The organism is Streptomyces sp. NPDC005811, assembly GCF_040630405.1.
Taxonomy (GTDB): Bacteria; Actinomycetota; Actinomycetes; order Streptomycetales; family Streptomycetaceae; genus Streptomyces.
In genome coordinates this window covers 168,684-188,744 of record NZ_JBEXXK010000018.1, presented here as the reverse complement: position 1 = coordinate 188,744, position 20,061 = coordinate 168,684, and the positions used below count along the sequence as shown (strand labels likewise).

Below are 20,061 nucleotides of genomic sequence, written 5' to 3'. Positions count from 1 at the left end.
CACGAGCAGGGGCAGCGGGTCGGAGGCGGTGAGCAGGTCCCGCAGCGGGTGGCGGGCCAGGACCGCGTCCACCTCCGGCGTCAACGCCGCCGCCAACCGCTCCGCGACCGGCAGGGAGTCGTCACCCAGGGTCCGCGCCGCCCTGAGGACCGTCGTACGGGCCCTGCCCCTCGGCACTCCGGCCGCCGCACGCTCGTGCAGCTCGGCGCCCTCCTCCAGCACCAGCCCCACGTCGAGGCCGGCCGGGACCTTGATCCGCGCCGTCCGGCGCCAGGTGGTGACCGGGTCGCTCCAGGCCTCGACGGCGTACGTCCAGCGGCCCGGCGCGTCCGGGGTGACCTCGGCGCCCCAGCGGTCGCTGCCCGGGGCCAGTTCCCGCATCGGCGTCCACGGACCGCGCCGGCCCTTGGGCCCGCGCAGGACGACATTGGCGGCCACCGCGTCGTGGCCCTCCCGGAACACGGTCGCCGTCACCTGGAAGCTCTCCCCCGGGACCGCCTTGGCCGGGCGTCTGCCGCCCTCCACCGCGGGCCGCACGTCGCGGACCGGGATCCGGCCGATGACAGGGGTCGGGCTCATTCGTCTCACCTTCGTTGGGCTCATGGCCGGGCTAACGGCCGGATCGGCCGGGCGGTTCTGCGCCGGGTCGTCCGTCCGGCCCGCAGCCGGATCTGTCGTCATGTGGTCCGCCGGGCCCGCCGCCCGGCTCCCGCTCCGCCGCCGGAACGGGTCCGCCGTCACGGCGTCGCCGGAGCGAGCCGGGCCACCGCCCGGCCACCGCGCCGCGCGGCGCCGGCCGGCCGCGACCGGCCGTCCTGCTCCTGCAGGTAGACGGCGAGCGTGGTGCGCAGATACCGCTCCGCCGCGTCCGCGGCCTCGCGCGCGCAGCGCTTTCCCATGAGCACACACAGGGTGTAACCCGAGTCCTCGAAGGTGGCCCGCACCGCGCGGTCGGCCGGGGAGGCGAGCATCACGCGCTCCCACGCCCGGTACCGCCGCAACTGCCTGGCGACCTCGGTCTTGGCCGGTAGCAGCATGACGCAGTCACCTTTCGGGCTCGATGAATGTTTCACTCATGGTGCACGCGCCGACACCCAGCGTCTTGTTGGATCTTCAATCACCCCGGAGTGCGCTCGTGTTGCACGAATGGACTAACGCCCGCACTGTGGGAGGTGACTCAGAAGCGATCAGCGCTCACCCTCCGTATATTCGGCCCGCGGGGCCCCACGGAGCGGGAGCCTCGCCGGTGAGGAGCGAACGACGATGAAGACCGCAGTTCCCTGCTACTACCACCTCGACGTGGACGTCAGTCCGGAGCGCGTCGCACAGGTCGGCCGGATCCTGGCCGCCCATCTGAGGTACTGGGACCTCGAAACCCTGGTCGCCCCCGTCTGCGGCGGCGCCAGGATGCTGTTGAAGGCCATCGACGAGAACGCGACGGACAAGTCCCTCTCGATCGAGATGTGGTGGAACGGCCAGCATCTGATCACGGCCGTCGGCGGCAACGACCGTGAGCTGCGCCCGGACCAGGACCTGCGGAGCTGCCTGGAGCAGATCGCCGCGATGAGCGACGGCTGGGGCTGCTGCTCCACCGCCACCGGCAGCAAGGTCATCTGGTTCTCGCAGCGCGCCCGTTCCGGCGAACGCGTCCCCCTGGTGCCGACCCCGCCGTCGCCCAGCCTGCGCGAGGGGCGCCCGGTGCCCCGCGTCCTCCCGGTGGCCGCGCTGGCCGCCCCGGCCACCGGGGATCCCCGGGTCCTGGAGGCGGTTCGGTGACCTCACCGCCGTACCGGAAGGCAGGGGTGCCCGCGTGGAGCGGGCACCCCTACCCCCTGGGCGCCGACTTCGACGGCAAGGGCACCAACTTCGCGCTGTTCAGCGAGGTCGCCGAGCGGGTCGACCTGGTGCTCGTCGAGGACGACGACAGCCACCGGACCGTCCCGCTGACCGAGGTCGACGGTTTCGTCTGGCACGGACACCTGCCCGGCATCGGCCCCGGACAGCGCTACGGCTACCGGGTGCACGGCCCCTGGGACCCGGCCGGCGGACACCGCTGCAACCCGGCGAAGCTGCTCCTGGACCCCTACGCCCGCGCCGTCGACGGCCGGACCGACCACCACCCCTCCCTCTTCGAACGCGCCGGGGACGGCCCCGATCCCGCCGACAGCGCCGGGCACACCCCGCTCGGCGTGGTCACCGACCCCGCCTTCGACTGGGGCGACGACACCCCGCCCCGGCGCTCGTACGCCGACACGGTGATCTACGAGGCCCATGTCCGCGGACTCACCCGCACCCACCCCGACGTCCCGCGCGCCCTGCGCGGCACCTACGCCGGCCTCGCCCACCCGGCGGTGACCGAGCACCTCACCTCGCTGGGCGTGACGGCGATCGAGCTGATGCCGGTCCACGAGTATGTCCAGGACGGCGTGCTCATCGACCGCGGACTCTCCAACTACTGGGGCTACAACACCATCGGCTTCTTCGCGCCGCACCACGCCTACGCCGCCCACGGCACCCGGGGGCAGCAGGTCACCGAGTTCAAGGAGATGGTGAGGGCGCTGCACGCGGCCGGCCTCGAAGTGATCCTCGACGTCGTCTACAACCACACCGCCGAGGGCAATCAGAAGGGCCCCACGCTCTCCTTCCGGGGCATCGACAACGCCTCGTACTACCGGCTGGTGGACGGCGACTGGTCGCACTACTACGACACCACCGGAACCGGCAACAGCCTGCTCATGCGCCACCCGTACGTGCTCCAGCTCATCATGGACTCGCTGCGCTACTGGGTGACCGAGATGCACGTCGACGGCTTCCGCTTCGACCTCGCGGCCACCCTGGCCCGGCAGTTCCACGAGGTGGACCGGCTGTCGGCGTTCTTCGACCTGATCCAGCAGGACCCGGTGATCAGCCGCGTCAAACTGATCGCCGAGCCCTGGGACGTGGGCGAGGGCGGCTACCAGGTGGGCAACTTCCCACCGCTGTGGTCGGAGTGGAACGGCAAGTACCGGGACGCCGTACGGGACTTCTGGCGGGCCGAGCCGCACTCCCTCGGCGAGTTCGCCTCCCGGCTGACCGGCTCCTCCGACCTGTACGCCCACACCAGGCGCCGGCCGCGCGCCAGCGTCAACTTCGTGACCGCGCACGACGGTTTCACGCTGCGCGACCTCGTCTCGTACAACCACAAGCACAACCAGGCCAACGGCGAGGGCGACCGCGACGGCGAGAGCCACAACCGGTCCTGGAACTGCGGGGTGGAGGGCGAGACCGACGACCCGGCCGTGCTGGACCTGCGCGCCCGCCAGCAGCGCAACCTCCTCGCCACCCTGCTGCTCTCCCAGGGCATCCCGATGATCGGCCACGGCGACGAACTCGGCCGCACCCAGCGCGGCAACAACAACGCCTACTGCCAGGACAACCCGGTCTCCTGGATCGACTGGCGGCTCACCGAGGAGCAGCGTCGGCTCATCGGCTTCTGCCGCCGCCTCCTCGCCCTGCGCGCCGCCCACCCCGTGCTGCGCCGGCGCCGCTTCTTCCTCGGCGAGACCGTCACCCACGCCGGACAGCCCCTGCCCGACCTGGTGTGGCTCCAGCCGGACGCCCGCGAGATGCGCGACCGCGACTGGCAGCGCTCCGACGTCCACAGCGTCGGCGTCTTCCTCAACGGCGACGCCATCGCCGAACCCGACCCCCGGGGCCGCCCGGTGGTGGACGACTCCTTCCTCCTGCTCTTCAACAGCTACTGGGAACCGGTCCCCTTCCGCCTGCCCGGTGCGTCGTACGGTGAACGCTGGACGATCACCGCCGAAACGGCGGAACCGGACGAGGGCCGCGACGAGACGGAGTACAAGGCAGGCGCGGAACTGACCCTGGAATCCCGCAGCCTGATCGTGCTGACGAGACCCCCACGCCGCTCGGAATGAAGGATGTGCGCGGAGCGCCATCCTTCAGGGGCGCGGGGAAACGGAGCGTCACCGTTGACGACGCGACGTCACCGTGAACTGCGCCCCGTCCGGATCCCGAAGAATCGCCTCCTCCTCCCCCTCCCGCAACACACTCCCCCCATGCTTCTCCGCAGCCCGCACAGCCCCCGGAACATCGCCGACGGCAAAATGCACCTGCCAGTGCGGCCGAATGGTGGGATCGGGCGCCGCCTCCAACGCCCCCGACTCGATCCGCGCCACGACATCGCCCCCGCTGCGCAGCACGACCTCGCCGCCCTCGTAATGCACCTCGCAGCACCCGGGCCGGTCCGTGGCCCAGTCGAGGATCTCGCCGTAGAAGATCGCGGAGTCGAAGGCGTCGCGGGTGTGCAGCCGGATGAAGGAGGGGGCGGCCTGCCGCCACGCCTCCCAGTTGCCGATCAGCTTGCCCTCCCACACCCCGAAGGTCGCCCCCTCCCGGTCGGCGAGCAGCGCCGCCCGGCCCGGCGGCAGCGAGATCGGGCCCACCGCCACGGTCCCCCCGCGCTCCCGGGTCCGGGAGGCGGCCTCGTCGGCGCTGGGGACCGCGAAGTACGGCGTCCACGCCACCGCCATCTGCCACATCGCGGCGACGGCGGCGATCCCGGCCACCGGGACGTCGTCGACCAGCGCCGTGCGGAAGTGGCCGCCCAGGGTGCCGCGCCGCCACCGCCAGCCGAGGACTGCCCCGTAGAACTCCTGGGTGGCCTCCAGATCGCGGCTGGTCAGGCTTACCCAGCAGGGCGCGCCGAACACGGCGTCGGTGGAGAGGACCTCCCGCGCACCGCGGGCTGAGGACGGGTGATCGTTCATGGGGCTCGCGTTCCTGTCTCCGGGCCGACGGCCGGCGGCTCTCCTCCAGTGTCCGGCCGGACGCGGCGGCGGCGCCTGCCGAGGACGCGGTGGCACGATGGAGTGGTGGCACGAGTACCGCGCGACCCCGGCGACGAAACGGCCTGGATCCTCCGGCTCCAGCAGGAGGTCGAGCAGCTCAAGGAGGCGGTCGCCTCGCATGCCGTGGTGGACCAGGCGATCGGTGTGATCGTGGCGCTCGGGCGGGTGACGCCGGACGAGGGCTGGGCGATCCTCCGCGAGGTCTCCCAGCACACCAACATCAAGCTGCGCAACGTCTCGGAGCTGATCCTGATCTGGGGGCGCAGCGGGGAGATGCCCGAGGAGATCGGGACGGAACTGGAGACGCTGCTGGACCGGCACGGCCCGACACAGATCCCGGGCGCGCCGCCGTTGGAGTGAGCGGTCAGTTCGTCTCGGGCACGACCTCCTCGCGCAGCCGGGCGAAGCAGCTGCTGAGCAGCCGCGAGACATGCATCTGCGAGATGCCGAGCCGCTCGGCGATCGTGTTCTGGGTCATGCCCTGGAAGAACCGCAGATAGAGGATGGTGCGCTCGCGCTCCGGAAGTGCCCGCAGGCAGGGCGCCACGGCGACGCGGTCGACGACCGTGTCGTAGCCGGGGTCGGGTTCGCCGAGGGCGTCCGTGAGGGAGTAGCCGTCGGTGCCGGGCAGCTCGGCGTCCAGCGACAGCGCGGAGAAGCACTCCAGCGCCTCCGTGCCGGTGTGCACCTCTTCCTCGGTGAGCTGTGCGTACGCGGCGATCTCGGCGACGGTCGGCGGCCGGCCGGGGGTCGTCTGGGCGAGTTCCTTCGCGGCGTGCCGCACCCGGTTGCGCAGGTCCTGGACCCGGCGGGGCACGTGCAGGGTCCACAGGTGGTCACGGAAGTGGCGCTTGATCTCGCCGGTGATCGTGGGCACCGCGTAGGCCTCGAAGGCCCGGCCGCGAGCGGGGTCGTAGCGGTCGACGGCCTTGACGAGTCCGAGGGCGGCGACCTGGTACAGGTCCTCCAGCGTCTCGCCGCGGCCACGGAAGCGGACGGCGATCCGCTCGGCCATCGGCAGCCACAGCCGGACCAGTTCGTCGCGCAGAGCCCGGCGCTCCGGCCCGTCCGTCAGGGCGGCCAGCCGGGCGAAGGACTCGCCGGTGTCCGGGGCGTCGTCGTGGGGGTGCTGCCGGGTTCGGACGGTGGAACGCATCGTGCGTGCCTTCCCGAGGGGGTGCCGAGGGATGGACGGGCACCGTGGGATGCGCACGCGCGGACGGTTCGGCGATCGTCCGGGGCGGCCCGCTCGGCGGGGGTCCCACGGACGTGCCTCCTGTCCGAAGCACATCCCTGCGGATTCCCGCACAGGAGGGTTCTGAAACCATTGGTCCCTGTTTGTCGCGATTTCTTTTGACTTTCCCTGGGGGGATTTACCTCTGACTCAGAGGTAATCTCGGCGATGTGGACGAGGAGACCTTCCCGGAAGAGCTCGCCGACGCGCTCGTCGGCATCCAGCGGCTGCTGCGGCGCCGGCTGCGCGCCGGGCTGACCGTGCCCCGGCTGCGCGGCGCGGAGGTCGAACTGCTGCGGCTCGTCGAGTCCCGGCCCGGCATCGGGATCTCCGACGCCGCCAAGGAGCTGTACCTCGCGGGAAACTCCGTCTCCACCCTGGTCAACCAGCTCGTCCGGGACGGGTACCTGGTCCGGGAGACCGATCCCGCCGACCGGCGCGCGGCCCGGCTGCTGCTCACCGAGGCCGCCGAGACCCGGCTGCGAGCCTGGAAGGCGCGCCGTGCCGCGCTCGTCCGCCGGCATGTCACCGGGCTCGGCGCCGCCGACCGGGACGCCCTGCGTGCCGCGCTCCCGGCGCTGCGCTCGCTCGCCGTCAGTCTGCACGAGGAGGCCGAGGACTCATGACCGCCGCCGTCACCTGCACCGCGCTCGCCCACGCCTTCGGGGACACCAGGGCCGTCGACGGGCTCGACCTGACCGTCCGCGAGGGCGAGGTCTTCGGTCTGCTCGGCCCGAACGGGGCGGGCAAGACCACCGCCATCCGCTGCATCACCACCCTGCTGCCCGTCCCGTCCGGCATGGTCGCCGTCTTCGGCCGGGACGCCGCCCGTGACCGCATGGCCGTACGGCGGCTGCTCGGGTACGTCCCCCAGCAGCTGTCCGCCGACCAGAACCTCACCGGCCGGGAGAACGTCGCCCTGTTCGCCCGGGTCTTCGACGTGCCCCGCCGGGAACGCGCCGAACGCGTCGCCCAGTCGCTGGCCGCCGTCGACCTCACGGACGCCGCCGACCGGCTGGCCGGGACCTACTCCGGCGGTATGGTCCGCCGTCTCGAACTCGCCCAGGCCCTGGTCAGCGCGCCCCGGCTGCTGATCCTCGACGAGCCGACCATCGGCCTCGACCCGATCGCCCGCACCGGTGTCTGGGAGCACATCACCGCCGTACGCGAGGCCACCGGCATGACCGTCCTGGTGACCACGCACTACATGGACGAGGCCGACCAGTACTGCGACCGGGTCGGTCTGATGCACCGCGGCCGCATCCGCGCCCTCGGCACGCCCGCCGAGCTGTGCCGCGGACTCGGCGAACGCCGCGGCCTCACGCCCACGGACCCGCCGCCGAGCCTGGAGGACGTCTTCCGGGACGTCGCCGGCAGCGGCCTCGACGACACGTCAGGAGACTTCCGCGATGTCCGAAGCACCCGCCGCACCGCGCAGCGTGTCGGCTGACCGGGCCCGTGAACGGGGCATCGACCTGCTGCTGCGGCCGCCCGTGCCGCGGGCCGGCTGGCGGGTGCTCCCGGCCCGGGTCGCCGCCCTGTGCGCCGTCGAGCTCCAGAAGCTGCGCCACGACCGCACCGAGCTCTACACCCGGGCCGTGCAGCCCGCCCTCTGGCTGCTGATCTTCGGTCAGACCTTCAGCCGCATCCGGGCGATCCCCACCGGGGGCATCCCCTACATCGACTACCTCGCGCCCGGCATCATCGCCCAGTCCGCGATGTTCATCGCCATCTTCTACGGCATCATGATCATCTGGGAGCGGGACGCGGGGGTCCTCAACAAACTCCTCGTCACCCCCACCCCGCGCTCGGCGCTGATCACCGGCAAGGCGTTCGCGGCCGGGGTGAAGTCGCTGGTCCAGGCGATCGTGGTGATCCTCATCGCCGCCCTGCTCGGGGTCGCCCTGACCTGGAACCCGCTGAAGCTGCTCGGGGTCGCCGGGATCGTCGTGCTCGGCTCGGCGTTCTTCTCCTGTCTGTCCATGTCCATCGCGGGCATCGTCCTCAGCCGCGACCGGCTGATGGGCATCGGCCAGGCCATCACCATGCCGCTGTTCTTCGGCTCCAGCGCCCTCTACCCCGTCGCCATCATGCCGGGCTGGCTCCAGGTGATCAGCAAGGTCAACCCGCTCAGCTACGAGGTGGACGCCCTGCGCGGTCTCCTCCTCGGTACCCCCGCGCATCTCGCGCTCGACTTCGGGGTGCTCGTCCTGGCCGCCGCGCTCGGCATCACGGCGGCCTCCGCACTGCTCGGCCGGCTCGCCCGCTGATTCTGGCGGCTGATCTTGCCGGCTGATCTTGTCGGCGACGTGATGTGCGGCACGCCCGCGGACCGTCCCGCGGCGGCCGTCGGGGGATTCTTCCTGCGCACGGCTTGATCGACGATCAAAAGGGGTGAACCCCCTGGCCACAGCGCATTCCGCTCATTTGACAGTGCGCTGAGCACACGGATAGGAAGCAGCCGATAGAAGTCGAGAGGTGGACTGTGGACGAGCCGAACGTGGTCGGGGACTGGCAGGAGTACGACGAGCAGGCCGGTCTGCGGGTCCGTGTCCACCAGCTGGAGGAGTCCGAGCCGCCCAGGGGCCGCGACGACGCGGCCGAGGGGCTGACCTATTTCCGGCTGCGGGTGACCGTGGAGAACCGGGGCACCGGGCACTCCACGATCCACCTCGAGGACGGCCAGATCGACGTACGGATCGGGCCCGACGGCGAGAGCGCGTTCATCGACTGGCGCAACTCGCAGTTCATCGAGGGCTTCGACGTCTACCCGCTGCGCCGCGCGACCGCCGTCCTCTACGCCGCGGGCCCCGAGGCCGCGCTCGGCCAGGTGGACGTGCAGATCCAGTTGCGGGTCGACGACGAGTGGGCCGACCGCCGGCTGTGGACCGGCGGTATCGGCCTGCGGGACGGGGCGCCGTCGGCCGGGACGTGCCGGGACAGCCTGGCCGGTCAGGTGAGCAACTTCCTGCGGGACCAGGCCGCCGAGGAGGGCACCGCCTGAGGGTGCCCCGGGATCAGTGCGGGATGCCGTCGATGATCTCGCGGGCGCCCTGACGCAGCAGCGCCACCGCCACCGACGTACCGAGGGTCGCCGGGTCGAGCGGGCCCGCCCACTCGTGGGCGTTGAGCCGCACCTTGCCGTCGGGCGTGAACACACAGGCCCGCAGGGACAGTTCCCCGCTGCGGTCCACCCGGGCGAACCCGGCGATCGGGCTGTTGCAGTGTCCCTGGAGGACATGCAGGAACATGCGCTCCGCCGTGGCCTCCCGGTGGGTGGCCGGATCGCCGAGCCCGCTGACGGCGTCGATCAGCGCGGTGTCGCCCTCGCGGCACTGGAGCGCGAGGATGCCCGCGCCGATCGGCGGCATCATCGTCTCCGGCGAGAGCACCTCGCTGATCACGTCCGTACGGCCGATGCGCTCCAGACCGGACACCGCCAGCAGCAGCGCGTCCGCCTCGCCCGCCGCCAGCTTCTCCAGCCGCCGGTTGGCGTTGCCGCGGAACGGCACGCACTCCAGCTGCGGGTGGGTCGCGGCCAGCTGGGCGATCCGGCGCACCGAGGAGGTGCCGATGCGGGTGCCGTCCGGCAGTTCGTCGAGAGTGAGCCCGCCCGGGTGGATCAGGGCGTCGCGGATGTCGTCGCGCCGGAGGAACGCGGCGAACACGGTGCCCGCGGGCAGCGGCCGGTCGGCCGGCACGTCCTTGACGCAGTGCACCGCCAGATCGGCCTCACCGGCCAGCAGCGCCGCGTCCACCTCCTTGGTGAACGCGCCCTTGCCCTCGACCTGGGACAGATCCCCCATCCACTTGTCGCCGGTCGTCTTCACGGGGACGACCTCGGTGCGCACCCCGGGATGCAGCACGGCCAGCTCGGCGCGGACACGCTCCACCTGGGCCAGCGCCATGGGGGAGTCTCGGGACACGATGCGGATCAGCTCCGGAACGGACATGCGGGACACGATAGACCCTCGCGCCCCGCACTCCGCACCGCTTCCCGGTTTCCGGCCACGCGTCACGGTGTGAACCGTGGCCGGACGGGGTAGGACGGACGGTTCCGTACCGCCGTCACGCGTTGGGGTCGAAGGTGATCCCCGACGGCTTCGCCGACGTCAGATGGGCGGCGAAGTTGGCGTCCTTGAGGCCGAAGTTGGCGCTGCCGAAGTCGTACGCGCTCAGCTTGTCGCGCAGGCCCGACGGGTAGCCGTTCCAGCCGACCAGCGGCGGGTACTGCCAGGTGTGCTTGTCGTTCTCCGGCGGCTCGTCGCCCGAGTTGCCGAGCCGGAAGCAGTGCGTGCTGATGCCGTCCTTGTGGTAGACGATCTTCGCGTGCGTGCCCTCGAAGCGGACGTCGGACACCGGGTGCACGGTGAACGAACCGTGGTTGGACGTCGACACGTACTGGATGGTGCCGTTCTGCACCCAGACCACGACGTGCTCCCAGTCGTGCCGGTGCCCGCCGATGCTGCTGCCCGAGAGGGCCTGGTCCTTCTCGAAGTACAGGCCGTACATGTACGCGCACCAGCCGTTGTTGCACTTGTAGCGCGAGTAGCTGTTGGTGTTGTCCAGGTCGGACGCGTCATGGCAGTCGCCGCTGAGCGAACCGGTCGGCTTCAGACCGCCGTTGATGGTGCCGTCCGGGCCGATGGCCGGGGTGGAGTAGCAGCCGTCCGTGTCGTAGTCGAACGCGGGCTGGTACGTCAGTTCGGCCGCCTCGGCGTTCTGCGGCAGCGCCGCCGGGGGAGCCGCGAAGGCGACCGAGGGGACGGCGAGCACGAGGGCGGCGGCACCGGTGAGTCCGGTCAGCCACCTCCTGCTGTGGGCCTTGAACGTAGATGACGACACTGCGTCCTCCTAGGGGAATCCGGGCGCAGCCGAACGGCTGTGGGGGAAAGGGGAGTTGAAGGAAGCTCAGCTTCCACGGTTTTCCCTCCCAAGCCAAGAGGTCGCAGGCGTATCAGTGGTGAAGCACAGCCCAACAGTTGGCCATTCGGTGCCGTGTCAGGCGGAGTTGTCCGGAAGGTCGGCCGCCGACTCCTCGGGGGTGAGGTCGGTGCGCAGCCGCAGCCAGGAGGGCTGACGCAGCAGCCCGGCCCGGGTCCGGGTGCTGTAGCGGACCTCGCCGACCAGCCGGGGCACCACCCACCGGGCGCCGGGAGCCGGGGGCACGGGGTCGAAGGGGCACACCCCGGTGGCCGCGGCCCCCAGCAGCGCGGCGAGTTCGGTGCGCTCGGCCTCGCTCCAGCCGGTGCCCACACTGCCCACGTACCGCAGGGCGCCCGCGGGGGTCCGCTGCCCGACGAGGACCGCCCCGGGCAGCCCGGTCAGCCGGCCCTTCCCCGGCGACCAGCCGCCGACCAGCACATCGGCGGTGCGCAGGTTGCGGATCTTGATCCAGGCCCGGGAGCGCACCCCCGGCTCGTACACCGAGTCCAGCCGCTTGCGGACGAGCCCCTCCAGACCGTGGACGCGGGTGGCCTCCAGGGCCTCGCGTCCGTGCCCGACGAGCGCGCGCGGCGTCGACCAGAACGGCCCCTCCAGGCCGAGCGACTCCAGCCGCGCGCGGCGCTCCGCGTACGGCAGCCGCAGCAGCGGCTCCCCGCCGAGATGCATGACGTCGAACAGCACGAGGTGCACCGGCACCACGGCCGCCCTCCGCGCCGCCCTGCCCGGGGCCTGCACCAGCCCCATCCGGGACTGCAGCAGCTGGAAGTCGGCCCGGCCCTGCGCGTCCAGGGCCAGCACCTCCCCGTCCAGCACGGCGGCCGTCGCCCCCAGCGCCGCGCCCAGCGGCAGCAGCTCCGGATAGGCCCCGGTGATGTCCTCGCCGGACCGGGCCCGCAGCCGGAGCGTCCCGTCCCCGGGGAGGTAGACCACGGCCCGCTGCCCGTCCTGCTTGGTCTCGTAGGCCCAGCGCGCGTCCTGGGCGACCGGCGGCAGCCCGCCGGGTGTGGCGAGCATGGGCGGGATGAGAGGGAGCGTCACGGGTGAGGTGTCGACCCCCGTGCCCCGCGGCACTCGCGTGGCGCGGCGGTTTCCCCCGGACGGCGGCTCAGTCGCCCGAACAGCCGAACACGCCGAGGTGGCTCGGCCGGTCGCCGGTGTAGAGCAGGACGTACCGGCCGGTCCAGCGCACCGCGCACTCGGCGCTCAGCGCGGGCCCGGAGTCGTACACCTCCCGGAACCGCTCCGGCGTCGGTCTGCCGCTGCCGAAGTGGTGTCTCACCCGGTCCGCGGGGAGCGGCCGCAGGGTGTTGGCGTCCTCGACGGCGTACGCGTCCGGCGGTGCGCAGGTGCCGACGGCATGCGGGATGTCGAGGATCGAGTGCGTCCCCTCCTCGCTCATGAACTCCGCGTCCGCCCAGAGCTCCTCCAGGCTCGCGTAGGTGCCGTCGGCGCCGTACTCCCGTGCGAACTCCGCGGCGTGCAGTGCCCTCAGGGACTCCTCGACGCCGCCCGTGTACGGCGTGACGTAGTCCCAGCAACTCGCGCCCATCGCGCCCCCCTGCGCTCGGTGAACCGTCCCGTGCTCGCCAAGGTAGGGCAGGGCACTGACAACGGGCCCTCAGCTCCTGGCGCCCGGCGGGGGCGGGGCCTGGACCAGGCCCGTCTGGTAGGCGATGACGACGAGCTGGGCGCGGTCGCGTGCGCCGAGCTTGGCCATCGCCCGGTGGACGTGGGTGCGCACGGTGAGGGGGCTGACGAAGAGCTTCCCGGCGACCTCCTCGTTGGAGTGGCCCTCGGCCACCCAGGCCATCACCTCGCGTTCGCGGGCGGTGAGCGCGCCGAGATCGCCCGGGACGGCGAGCCGGGCGCCCTGCGCGGGCGCGGCGAGGAAGCGGGAGATCAGGGAGCGGGTGGCGACCGGGGAGAGCAGGGACTCGCCTGCGGCGACCGTGCGGATGCCGTCGAGCAGCGCGTCGGCGGTGACGTCCTTGCCGAGGAACCCGCTCGCCCCGGCCCGCAGCGCCCCGGCGACGTACTCGTCGATCTCGAACGTCGTCAGGATGAGGACGCGCGTGTCCGACAGCGCGGGGTCCGCGCAGACGGCGGCGGTCGCGGCGAGCCCGTCGGTGCCGGGCATCCGGATGTCCATCAGGACCAGGTCCGGACGGAGCGCGCGGGCGAGCTCGACCGCCTCGGCGCCGTCGCCGGCCTCGGCGATCACCTCCATGTCGGCGCAGGAGTCGATCAGGATCCGGAAGGTGGCCCGCAGCAGGGCCTGGTCGTCGGTGAGGAGCACGCGGATGGTCATGGGGTCCGTTCTGGGGGTGCCGGGGAGTCGGGGTACAGGGGGAGCCGGGTGGTGACCTGGAAACCGCCCTCGGGGCGGTGCCCGGCCTGGAGCGCGCCGCCCACCGAGAGGGCCCGCTCACGCATGCCGGTCAGCCCGTGGCCCCGGCCGTCGCCGGCCGCGGAGGGCGCCGCGGTGCCGTCGTCGGTGACCGTGATCGTCAGCCGGTCGCGGCCGAACCTCAGCCGCACCTGCGCGGTGCGCGCCGCCGCGTGCCGGGTGACGTTGGTCAGGGCCTCCTGCACGATGCGGTACGCCGTCAGATCCACCCCGGGGGTGAGCGGCCGCACCGTGCCCTCCAGCAAGACCCGCACGTCCAGCCCCGCCGAGGCGCAGGACTCCGTCAGCTCGGAGAGCTGCCCGAGGCCGGGACTCGGGGCGAGCGGCGCCTCGCCGTCCTCCGCGTGGCGCAGCAGACCCACGGTCGTCCTCAGCTCGCGCAGCGCCGCGGACGTCGTACCGGTGAGGTCGGTCAGGATCCGCTGGGCCTGGTCGGGGTGGGTGCGGGCGAGACGGGCGGCCGTGCCCGCCTGGGCGTTGGCCAGGGCCAGATGGTGGGCGACCACGTCGTGCAGCTCGCGCGCGATGCGCATCCGCTCCTCCACGACCCGGTGCCGCGCCTCCTCCTCCCGCCCGCGCTCGGCGTACTCGGCCCGCGCCTGCACGGCCTCCACATAGCGCCGCTGGAGACGCACCAGACTGCCGGTGACCACCGGGAACAGCAGCCAGATCACAGGGCTGACCGACTTCATCACCCAGGGGTGCGGCACCGGATCCAGGAGCAGGGCCGCCGGGACGATCACCGCGACGGCCGTGAGATAGCAGCGGCGGGTCGTGCGGCGCCGGGTGGTCGACGCCACCCGGTACAGGGCGAGCATCGTCGGCGCCAGCAGCAGCGGGGTGATCAGATGGCCGAGCGCGCCGGCTCCGGCCGCACAGCACGCCGTCACGGCCGTGGCGGTGCGGGGCCTGGTGTGCTGCCACAGCAGCAGCGTCCCGCAGGCGACGGCCGCGAGGACGATCGTCGGGACCGTCGCGTCCGGCTGTTCGGCGCGGGGCAGGGTGATCTCGCTGCCGAGGAGGAACACGGCGAACAGCAGGGCGGCCGTCATCGTGTCCACGGTGCGGCCGTGACCGTCCGCGTAGCGCTGCCAGCTGATGAGCATCGGGTTCTCCGGTCGCGCCGGTCCCGGGGTGGGCGGTCCCGGCACGGCCGACGGACCACGGGCATGCTCCGGTCGGGTCATGTCGGCGGCCACCCCGCCCAGCCGCCGGGCAGGGCCGACGCCGACCGGCCGGCCGCGGGTCCGCTCACCACACGCACGGCAGCTCCACGTCCACCACCGTCGGTCCGCCGACCGGGCTGGAGACCCGTACCGTCCCGTCGAGCGCGGCCACCCGGCGCCGCATCCCCAGCAGGCCCGAGCCGGCGCTCTCGTCGGCGCCCCCGCCCCCCTCGTCCCGCACCCGCACGCTCAGGCCGGTACGGGAGCGGGCCAGCAGCACCTCGGCCTCCTCCGACCCGCTGTACTTGGCGGCGTTGGTGAGCGCCTCCGCGATCACGAAGTAGGCGGCGGCCTCCACCGCGGCGGGCGCCCGCACCTCCTCCGGGAGCCCGTCGGCGCGGACGTCCACCCGTAGCCCGCTCGCCGCCGCGAGTGCCCGTACGGCCCCCACCAGCCCCCGGTCGGTGAGGATCGGCGGATGGATGGCGCGCACGACATGCCGCAGCTCGGTCAGCGCCTCCTCGGCCTGGTCCTGCGCGTCGGCGAGCAGTCTGCGCGCGGCGTCGGGGTCGGCGCCGTATGCCCGCTGGGCCAGCCCGATCCGCATCGACAGCGCGACCAGCCGGGCCTGGGCGCCGTCGTGCAGGTCCCGCTCGATGCGCCGCAGCTCGGCGCCGTGCGCGGCCACCGCGTCCGCCCGGGTGGTGGTGAGGTGCTCGACGCGCCGGGTCAGCAGCGCCTGGGGCGCGGGCCGCAGCAGCGCCGCCGACCAGGCGGCCTCGATGTCGGCCAGCCGGACGATCAGCGGCAGGACGAGCGCCCGGCGGCCCAGCAGCCCGCTCCACACCCCGTCGACGACCAGCCCGAGCGGCCACAGCGGCAGCATCAGCACGGTCAGCCAGGGATAGGCGTAGTGCGCGGCCATCCAGCGCGCGTCGGTGAGGGTGCCGGGGTCGCGCACGGCCGTACGCACGCGCTGCCGCACCGGACCGGTGAGCGGTGTGTACGCCTCGGGGATCTCCCGGCCGGTCCAGGTGGCGGTGAGCCGTCGCTTCGCCCCGGCGATCCGGCGGACCAGCAGCACGGTCTCGGGCAGCAGCCAGATCCCGACCCCGGTCAGCGCGCCGGTCGCGGTGATCAGCAGGACCGTGACGAAGAGGTACGACCCGAAGGCCATGGCGGCGGTCAGCAGCAGGTGGACCGAGGCCCGCGCCGCCTGTCGCAGGGTCGCGCGCATGAAGTGCCGTTCCTGTCGTGGGGAGAAGCGGGGAAGCGGGGGCGACGGGGGCGTGGCCGCCGGGCGGGGGAAGCCCCTCGGCCACGCCGGGGGGATCAGTCGTCCAGGGTGACGACCACCTTCTCCGCCGCGCCCGGCGTCAGCGTCAGCTCGAAGGCGCGCTCGGCCTCCGCGAACGGGACCCGGTGGCTGATCAGCTTGGCGAACCGCTCCTGGTGCTCGACCAGCTCGGGCGTCACCTCGAAGATCTCGGTCGGGTAGCCCTGGGAGGCGATCAGGGTCAGCTCGCTGCGGAGCATGCCGCCCAGGTCGATCTCGGAACCCTTCTTGTGGACCGCGACCATCACCAGCTTCGCCCCCCACTTGGCGGAGTTCACCACGGTGTTGAACACCGCGGCCACACCGGCCGCGTCGAGGAAGACGTCTGTGCCCGGCCGGGGCTGGCCGAGGGCGTTGGCGCTCTGGCCGTGCAGTGCGGTCAGCCGCGCCGCCACGTCCTCCTCCGCCGAGTTGACGACGGCGTCCGCACCCACGGCCAGTGCCTTCTCCAGCCGGGAGGGGATGACGTCGACGACCACCACGTGCTCCACGCCGCGCAGCTTCAGCCAGATCGCCGCGCCCAGCCCGATCGGGCCGGCGCCGAACACGACGACCTTGTCACCGGGGCCCGCCTCGGAACGGTTGACGGCGTGCCGCGCCACGGCCATCGGCTCGTTGAGCGAGGCCACGGCGAAGGGCACGGTGTCGGGGAAGACGGCGACGCTCCTGCCGACCTCGACGTTCTCGATCAGCAGGAACTCGCTCATACCGCCGTACGCGCCGCCGCAGCCGATGATGCCGGTGGGGGCGTCCTGCGGGTTGACGACCACCCGGTCGCCGATGTTCAGGCCCTCCACGTCGGAGCCGATCTCCACGATCTCGCCGGCCGGCTCATGGCCGAGCGCCACCGGGACCAGGTTGCCGCCCAGATGGGCACGGGCGGGCATACCGCCCATGTGGAGGAACGTGACATCGGTGCCGCAGATGCCGCAGGCACGGATCCGGACCAGGGCGTCCTTGGGGCCGGGCACGGGCCGCTCGACGTCGACGACCTCGATCTTGTCGACGCCGCCGGTCCGGACGGACTTCATCGTGCTCATGGGAGAACCTCTCTCGGGTGTCGCTTGTCGCTCATCGGTTATCGGTTATCGGTCATCGGTGGTGCACAACGGCGGTCACACGCCGAGGCGCTTCAGGACGGCGTCCGCCATGCCCTGTTCGCCGCGTGCGTTGGGGTGGACGGAGGCGGCCGGGGCGAGCGGCACGAGCGGCTCGACCCAGCGCACCCGCCGGTCGGCGCAGGCGTCGCGTCCGACCGAGGGGGTGTACGTGTCGACATAGCCGGCGCCCGCCTTTCCGGCCCGTTTCCGCAGCATCGTGTTGAGCTGCTGTTCCTTGTCGTGCAGATAGGTGATGTCACCCGCCGTGAGCCCCATCTCGGCGGCGCAGCCGGTGGTGCGGGACGGCAGGATCGCCGGGTAGCCGACGACGTAGACCCGGGCCTTCGGCGCGCGCCGCCGGACCTCGGCGAGGGCGTGCGCCAGCCGTTCGTCCGCGGCGGCGATCCGCTGCCCGATCTCGTCGGTGCCGTCGGAGACGTACCGGGCGCGGCAGGGCGCCGCGTCGCCGGTGCCGGCCCGGAGGCCGTCGAGCGCGAAGGTGAACACGCCGGCCTTCACACAGGTCCTCACCAGTGAGGCGAAGCCGATGTCGTTGCCGCCCATGCCGAGTGTGACCAGTCCGGTGCGGGTGTCGAGGGCGGACAGCTGGGCGGGGTTGGTGCCGCGGTCCGTTGACTGCGGCGCGCTCAGGTCCGCCAGGGTCGCCCCGGTGCAGCTCATGTCGCGGAAGTCCCCGGCGGGCAGGCCGAGGCGCCGGGCCACGAGGGCGGGGTAGTTGCGGTCGGAGCGGTCGCAGCCTGCGGGGGTGCCGGTCCGGTCCGGGATCTCGGGGCCCGCGGTGTAGGAGTCGCCCAGGGCCACGTACGGGCCGCGTGGCGGTGCGGGGTCCGCCGGGTCGCCGTGCCGGGCGGCCACCAGCGCGGTGGTGAGCACGCCGCAGGCGAGCGCCCCGGCCAGCGCGGCGCGTACGGGGGTCTTCATACGGTCTCCAGGGGTCTCCGGGGTGTCCGGGGGAGGGTTCGCTCAGTCATCCCGGGCGGGTCCACGCCGGTGGTGGTGTCCCCGGGCCCGGGCCGACAGGGGGGAGTGCGTCGGGGGCCGGGCCCGGGGCGCGGGCCGCTCCCCGTCCCCACGGGTGCGGCGCCGGGGAGCCGCCTCCGCTCAAGGCGGCTCCGGTCCGGGTTGCTTGAGTTAGGCAAACACATGTGGATTACTTGAGTCAAGCAAACGTGGAGATTTACTTGAGTCAGGCAAGTAGAAGGGTAGGGTGAGATCCATGTCTGCCTCGCCGCCCGCCGTACCGGCCGCCTCGCCCGCGGCGGTCGAGATCGAACGGTCCCTCACGCGTGTCGCCTATCTGAGCGTCCGCGCACGTCAGCACGACCGGCTGGTCGCCATGGCGGGCGTACCGCTGGACCGGGCCGCCGTCGCGATGCTGCGCCGGATCGCCGAGCACGACCCGCTGCGCCCGGGGGAGCTGGCCCAGGTGCTCGCCGTCCAGGCCTCGCACGTCACCCGCCAGGTGCAGCGGCTCCAGCACGCCGGGTACGTCACCCGGGTCCCCGACCCGGAGGACCCCCGCGCCCGTCGGATCCGCCTCACCGCGCTCGGCGAGGACGCCGTGGCCCGGCTCGGGGAGGCGGGCGCCCGCGGGATGCAACTGGCCCTCGCCGCCTGGTCCCCGTCCGAACTACGCCTGCTGGCCCGGCTGGTACACCAAATGGCAGACGTCCTCCTGTCGGAGAAGCCCACCCCCGCCGGCTCCGCCGTCCCGCTTGACCTCCCCAGGCCTGCCGCCCCCGGCGCCCCGGGTGGTCTCACCGGGCCCGCCGCCTCTGTCGGCTCGGCCGGTCTGGCGGGCCTGGCTGGTCCTGGCGGTTCTGCCGGTCCCGGCGGCCCGGACGGCTTGGTTGGCCCCATTGGCCCCGTTGGCCCCGTTGGCCCGGTTGGTTCGGTCGGCCCGGTGGGCCTTGCCGGGCCTGCGGTCCCTGGCGGCCCGGGTGGTTTCACGGGGTCCGTCGCCTCTGTCGGCTCGGCCGGTCTGGCGGGCCTGGCTGGTCCTGGCGGTTCTGCTGGTTCCGGTGGTCCGGACGGCTTGGCTGGGCCCGTTGGCCCGGTTGGTTCGTCCGGCCTGGTTGGCCTTGCCGGGCCTGCGGTCCCTGGCGGCCCGGGTGGTTTCACCGGGCCCGCCGCCTCTGTCGGCTCGGCCGGTCTGGCGGGCCTGGCTGGTCCTGGCGGTTCTGCTGGTTCCGGTGGTCCGGACGGCTTGGCTGGGCCCGTTGACCCGGTCGGGTCCGTCGGTCCGGTTGGCCTCGCCAGGCCTGCCGCCCCCGGCGGCCCTGTCGTTTCCCCAGGCCCGGTTGGCTTCGCCAGGCCTGCCGCCCCCGGCGGCCCTGTCGTTTCCCCAGGCCGGGTTGGCTTCGCCGGGTCTGCCGTCCTCGGCGATCCGGGCGGCCTGGCTTGGCTCGCCCACCCTGTCGGCTCCGCCGGTCTGGCCGGCCTGACTGGCCCCTGCGGCCCTGCCGGCCCAACTGGCCCCTGCGGCCCTGCCGGTCCGGGCGGCCCCGTCGGCATCGCAGGCTCCGGTGCTCCTGCCGGCTCCGCCGTCCCACTTGACCTCCCCGGGCCTGCCGCCCCCGGCGCCCCGGGCGGTCTCGCCGGGCCCGTCGGCTCCGTCGGCCCGGCTGGCCCGAGCGGTCCTGCCGACCCCAGCGGTCCCGTCGGTCCCAGCGGCCCTGCCGGTCCCAGCGGTCCTGTCGATCCCCGCGGTCCTGTCGGTCCCAGTGGTCCTGTCGGTCCCAGTGGTCCTGTCGATCCCCGCGGTCCTGTCGGCCCCAGTGGTCCCGTCGATCCCCGCGGTCCTGCTGATCCCAGCGGTCCTGTCGATCCCAGCGGTCCCGTCGGTCCCAGCGGCCCTGCCGATCCCCGCGGTCCTGTCGATCCCCGCGGTCCTGCCGGCCCCAGCGGTCCCGTTGGTCCCGGTGGTCCTGTCGGCCCCGATGGTGCTGTCCGTTCCGGTGGACCCGTCGTGCCTGTCGGTCTCCCCGCTCCCTCGGC

The 20,061-nt window shown here is 73.1% G+C and carries 20 protein-coding genes and 1 pseudogene; 8 read left to right on the top strand and 13 right to left on the bottom strand.

Translation table 11 applies throughout. From position 1 onward, the window contains the following. Together ABZ490_RS21225 and ABZ490_RS21220 are read right to left on the bottom strand one after the other, a co-directional pair. Nucleotides 1–579, bottom strand: a 579-nt coding sequence (locus tag ABZ490_RS21225) for a maltotransferase domain-containing protein (RefSeq protein WP_358992177.1), incomplete at its 3' end; no start/stop codon positions are given. Nucleotides 580–737: 158 nt separating this feature from the next. Beyond that, the gene (locus ABZ490_RS21220) at nt 738–1,037 is read right to left on the bottom strand and encodes a DUF5133 domain-containing protein (protein WP_358992175.1); all 300 of its coding nucleotides are present in this window, start codon (nt 1,035–1,037) and stop codon (nt 738–740) included. 226 nt (nt 1,038–1,263) lie between these two features. Between ABZ490_RS21220 and ABZ490_RS21215 the strand changes: the two genes are divergently transcribed. Next, the gene (locus tag ABZ490_RS21215) at nt 1,264–1,776 is read left to right on the top strand and encodes a pep a2 (RefSeq protein WP_358992173.1); all 513 of its coding nucleotides are present in this window, start codon (nt 1,264–1,266) and stop codon (nt 1,774–1,776) included. Beyond that, complete coding sequence (gene glgX / locus ABZ490_RS21210; protein ID WP_358992171.1) at nt 1,773–3,920, top strand: glycogen debranching protein GlgX; 2,148 nt, start codon at nt 1,773–1,775, stop codon at nt 3,918–3,920. Before ABZ490_RS21215 ends, glgX begins: the two co-directional genes overlap by 4 nt. Nucleotides 3,921–3,968: 48 nt before the next feature. On the opposite strand, the gene ABZ490_RS21205 is transcribed toward glgX, so the two are convergent. Continuing rightward, complete coding sequence (locus tag ABZ490_RS21205; protein WP_358992169.1) at nt 3,969–4,772, bottom strand: VOC family protein; 804 nt, start codon at nt 4,770–4,772, stop codon at nt 3,969–3,971. 105 nt (nt 4,773–4,877) lie between these two features. Between ABZ490_RS21205 and ABZ490_RS21200 the strand changes: the two genes are divergently transcribed. Further along, a complete protein-coding gene (locus ABZ490_RS21200) occupies nt 4,878–5,213 on the top strand; it encodes an ANTAR domain-containing protein (RefSeq protein ID WP_358992167.1) in 336 nt (111 codons plus the stop codon). Nucleotides 5,214–5,217: 4 nt separating this feature from the next. On the opposite strand, the gene ABZ490_RS21195 is transcribed toward ABZ490_RS21200, so the two are convergent. Next, entirely contained in the window at nt 5,218–6,009 is a 792-nt protein-coding gene (locus ABZ490_RS21195; protein WP_358992165.1) for an RNA polymerase sigma factor SigF, read from the bottom strand. Between the two features lie 248 nt (nt 6,010–6,257). Between ABZ490_RS21195 and ABZ490_RS21190 the strand changes: the two genes are divergently transcribed. From ABZ490_RS21190 to ABZ490_RS21175, 4 genes are all read left to right on the top strand, one after another. Continuing rightward, entirely contained in the window at nt 6,258–6,713 is a 456-nt protein-coding gene (locus ABZ490_RS21190) for a MarR family winged helix-turn-helix transcriptional regulator (protein ID WP_358992163.1), read from the top strand. After that, on the top strand, nt 6,710–7,537 hold the full coding sequence (locus ABZ490_RS21185) for an ATP-binding cassette domain-containing protein (protein ID WP_358992160.1): 828 nt from the start codon (nt 6,710–6,712) through the stop codon (nt 7,535–7,537). Before ABZ490_RS21190 ends, ABZ490_RS21185 begins: the two co-directional genes overlap by 4 nt. Beyond that, nucleotides 7,497–8,357: an ABC transporter permease gene (locus ABZ490_RS21180; RefSeq protein WP_358992158.1), complete on the top strand. Its 861-nt coding sequence runs from the start codon at nt 7,497–7,499 to the stop codon at nt 8,355–8,357. Before ABZ490_RS21185 ends, ABZ490_RS21180 begins: the two co-directional genes overlap by 41 nt. A gap of 215 nt (nt 8,358–8,572) precedes the next feature. After that, on the top strand, nt 8,573–9,091 hold the full coding sequence (locus tag ABZ490_RS21175) for a hypothetical protein (RefSeq protein ID WP_358992156.1): 519 nt from the start codon (nt 8,573–8,575) through the stop codon (nt 9,089–9,091). A gap of 13 nt (nt 9,092–9,104) precedes the next feature. Here the strand turns inward: ABZ490_RS21175 and hemC are convergent, their stop codons facing one another. The 9 genes from hemC to ABZ490_RS21130 form a co-directional block, all read right to left on the bottom strand. Beyond that, the gene (hemC, locus tag ABZ490_RS21170) at nt 9,105–10,040 is read right to left on the bottom strand and encodes a hydroxymethylbilane synthase (protein WP_358992154.1); all 936 of its coding nucleotides are present in this window, start codon (nt 10,038–10,040) and stop codon (nt 9,105–9,107) included. Between the two features lie 115 nt (nt 10,041–10,155). Then, entirely contained in the window at nt 10,156–10,932 is a 777-nt protein-coding gene (locus ABZ490_RS21165) for an NPP1 family protein (RefSeq protein ID WP_358992152.1), read from the bottom strand. Between the two features lie 156 nt (nt 10,933–11,088). Continuing rightward, nucleotides 11,089–12,048, bottom strand: coding sequence for an ATP-dependent DNA ligase (locus ABZ490_RS21160; RefSeq protein ID WP_358992150.1), 960 nt, complete (start codon nt 12,046–12,048; stop codon nt 11,089–11,091). 91 nt (nt 12,049–12,139) lie between these two features. Further along, nucleotides 12,140–12,583 (bottom strand): hypothetical protein, encoded by a 444-nt coding sequence (locus tag ABZ490_RS21155; RefSeq protein ID WP_358992148.1) that lies wholly within the window; start codon nt 12,581–12,583, stop codon nt 12,140–12,142. 69 nt (nt 12,584–12,652) lie between these two features. Continuing rightward, entirely contained in the window at nt 12,653–13,342 is a 690-nt protein-coding gene (locus ABZ490_RS21150) for a response regulator transcription factor (protein ID WP_358992146.1), read from the bottom strand. Further along, nucleotides 13,339–14,628, bottom strand: a complete 1,290-nt coding sequence (locus ABZ490_RS21145) for a sensor histidine kinase (protein WP_358992145.1) — start codon at nt 14,626–14,628, stop codon at nt 13,339–13,341. Before ABZ490_RS21145 ends, ABZ490_RS21150 begins: the two co-directional genes overlap by 4 nt. A 64-nt stretch (nt 14,629–14,692) precedes the next feature. After that, nucleotides 14,693–15,844, bottom strand: a complete 1,152-nt coding sequence (locus tag ABZ490_RS21140; protein ID WP_358992142.1) for a histidine kinase — start codon at nt 15,842–15,844, stop codon at nt 14,693–14,695. 95 nt (nt 15,845–15,939) lie between these two features. Then, on the bottom strand, nt 15,940–16,983 hold the full coding sequence (locus ABZ490_RS21135) for a zinc-binding dehydrogenase (RefSeq protein ID WP_358992140.1): 1,044 nt from the start codon (nt 16,981–16,983) through the stop codon (nt 15,940–15,942). 75 nt (nt 16,984–17,058) lie between these two features. Further along, nucleotides 17,059–17,985 (bottom strand): SGNH/GDSL hydrolase family protein, encoded by a 927-nt coding sequence (locus ABZ490_RS21130; RefSeq protein ID WP_358992138.1) that lies wholly within the window; start codon nt 17,983–17,985, stop codon nt 17,059–17,061. 295 nt (nt 17,986–18,280) lie between these two features. Between ABZ490_RS21130 and ABZ490_RS21125 the strand changes: the two are divergent. Then, nucleotides 18,281–18,745, top strand: a pseudogene (locus ABZ490_RS21125) (MarR family transcriptional regulator); the annotation flags it as partial. Nucleotides 18,746–20,061 lie beyond the last annotated feature (1,316 nt).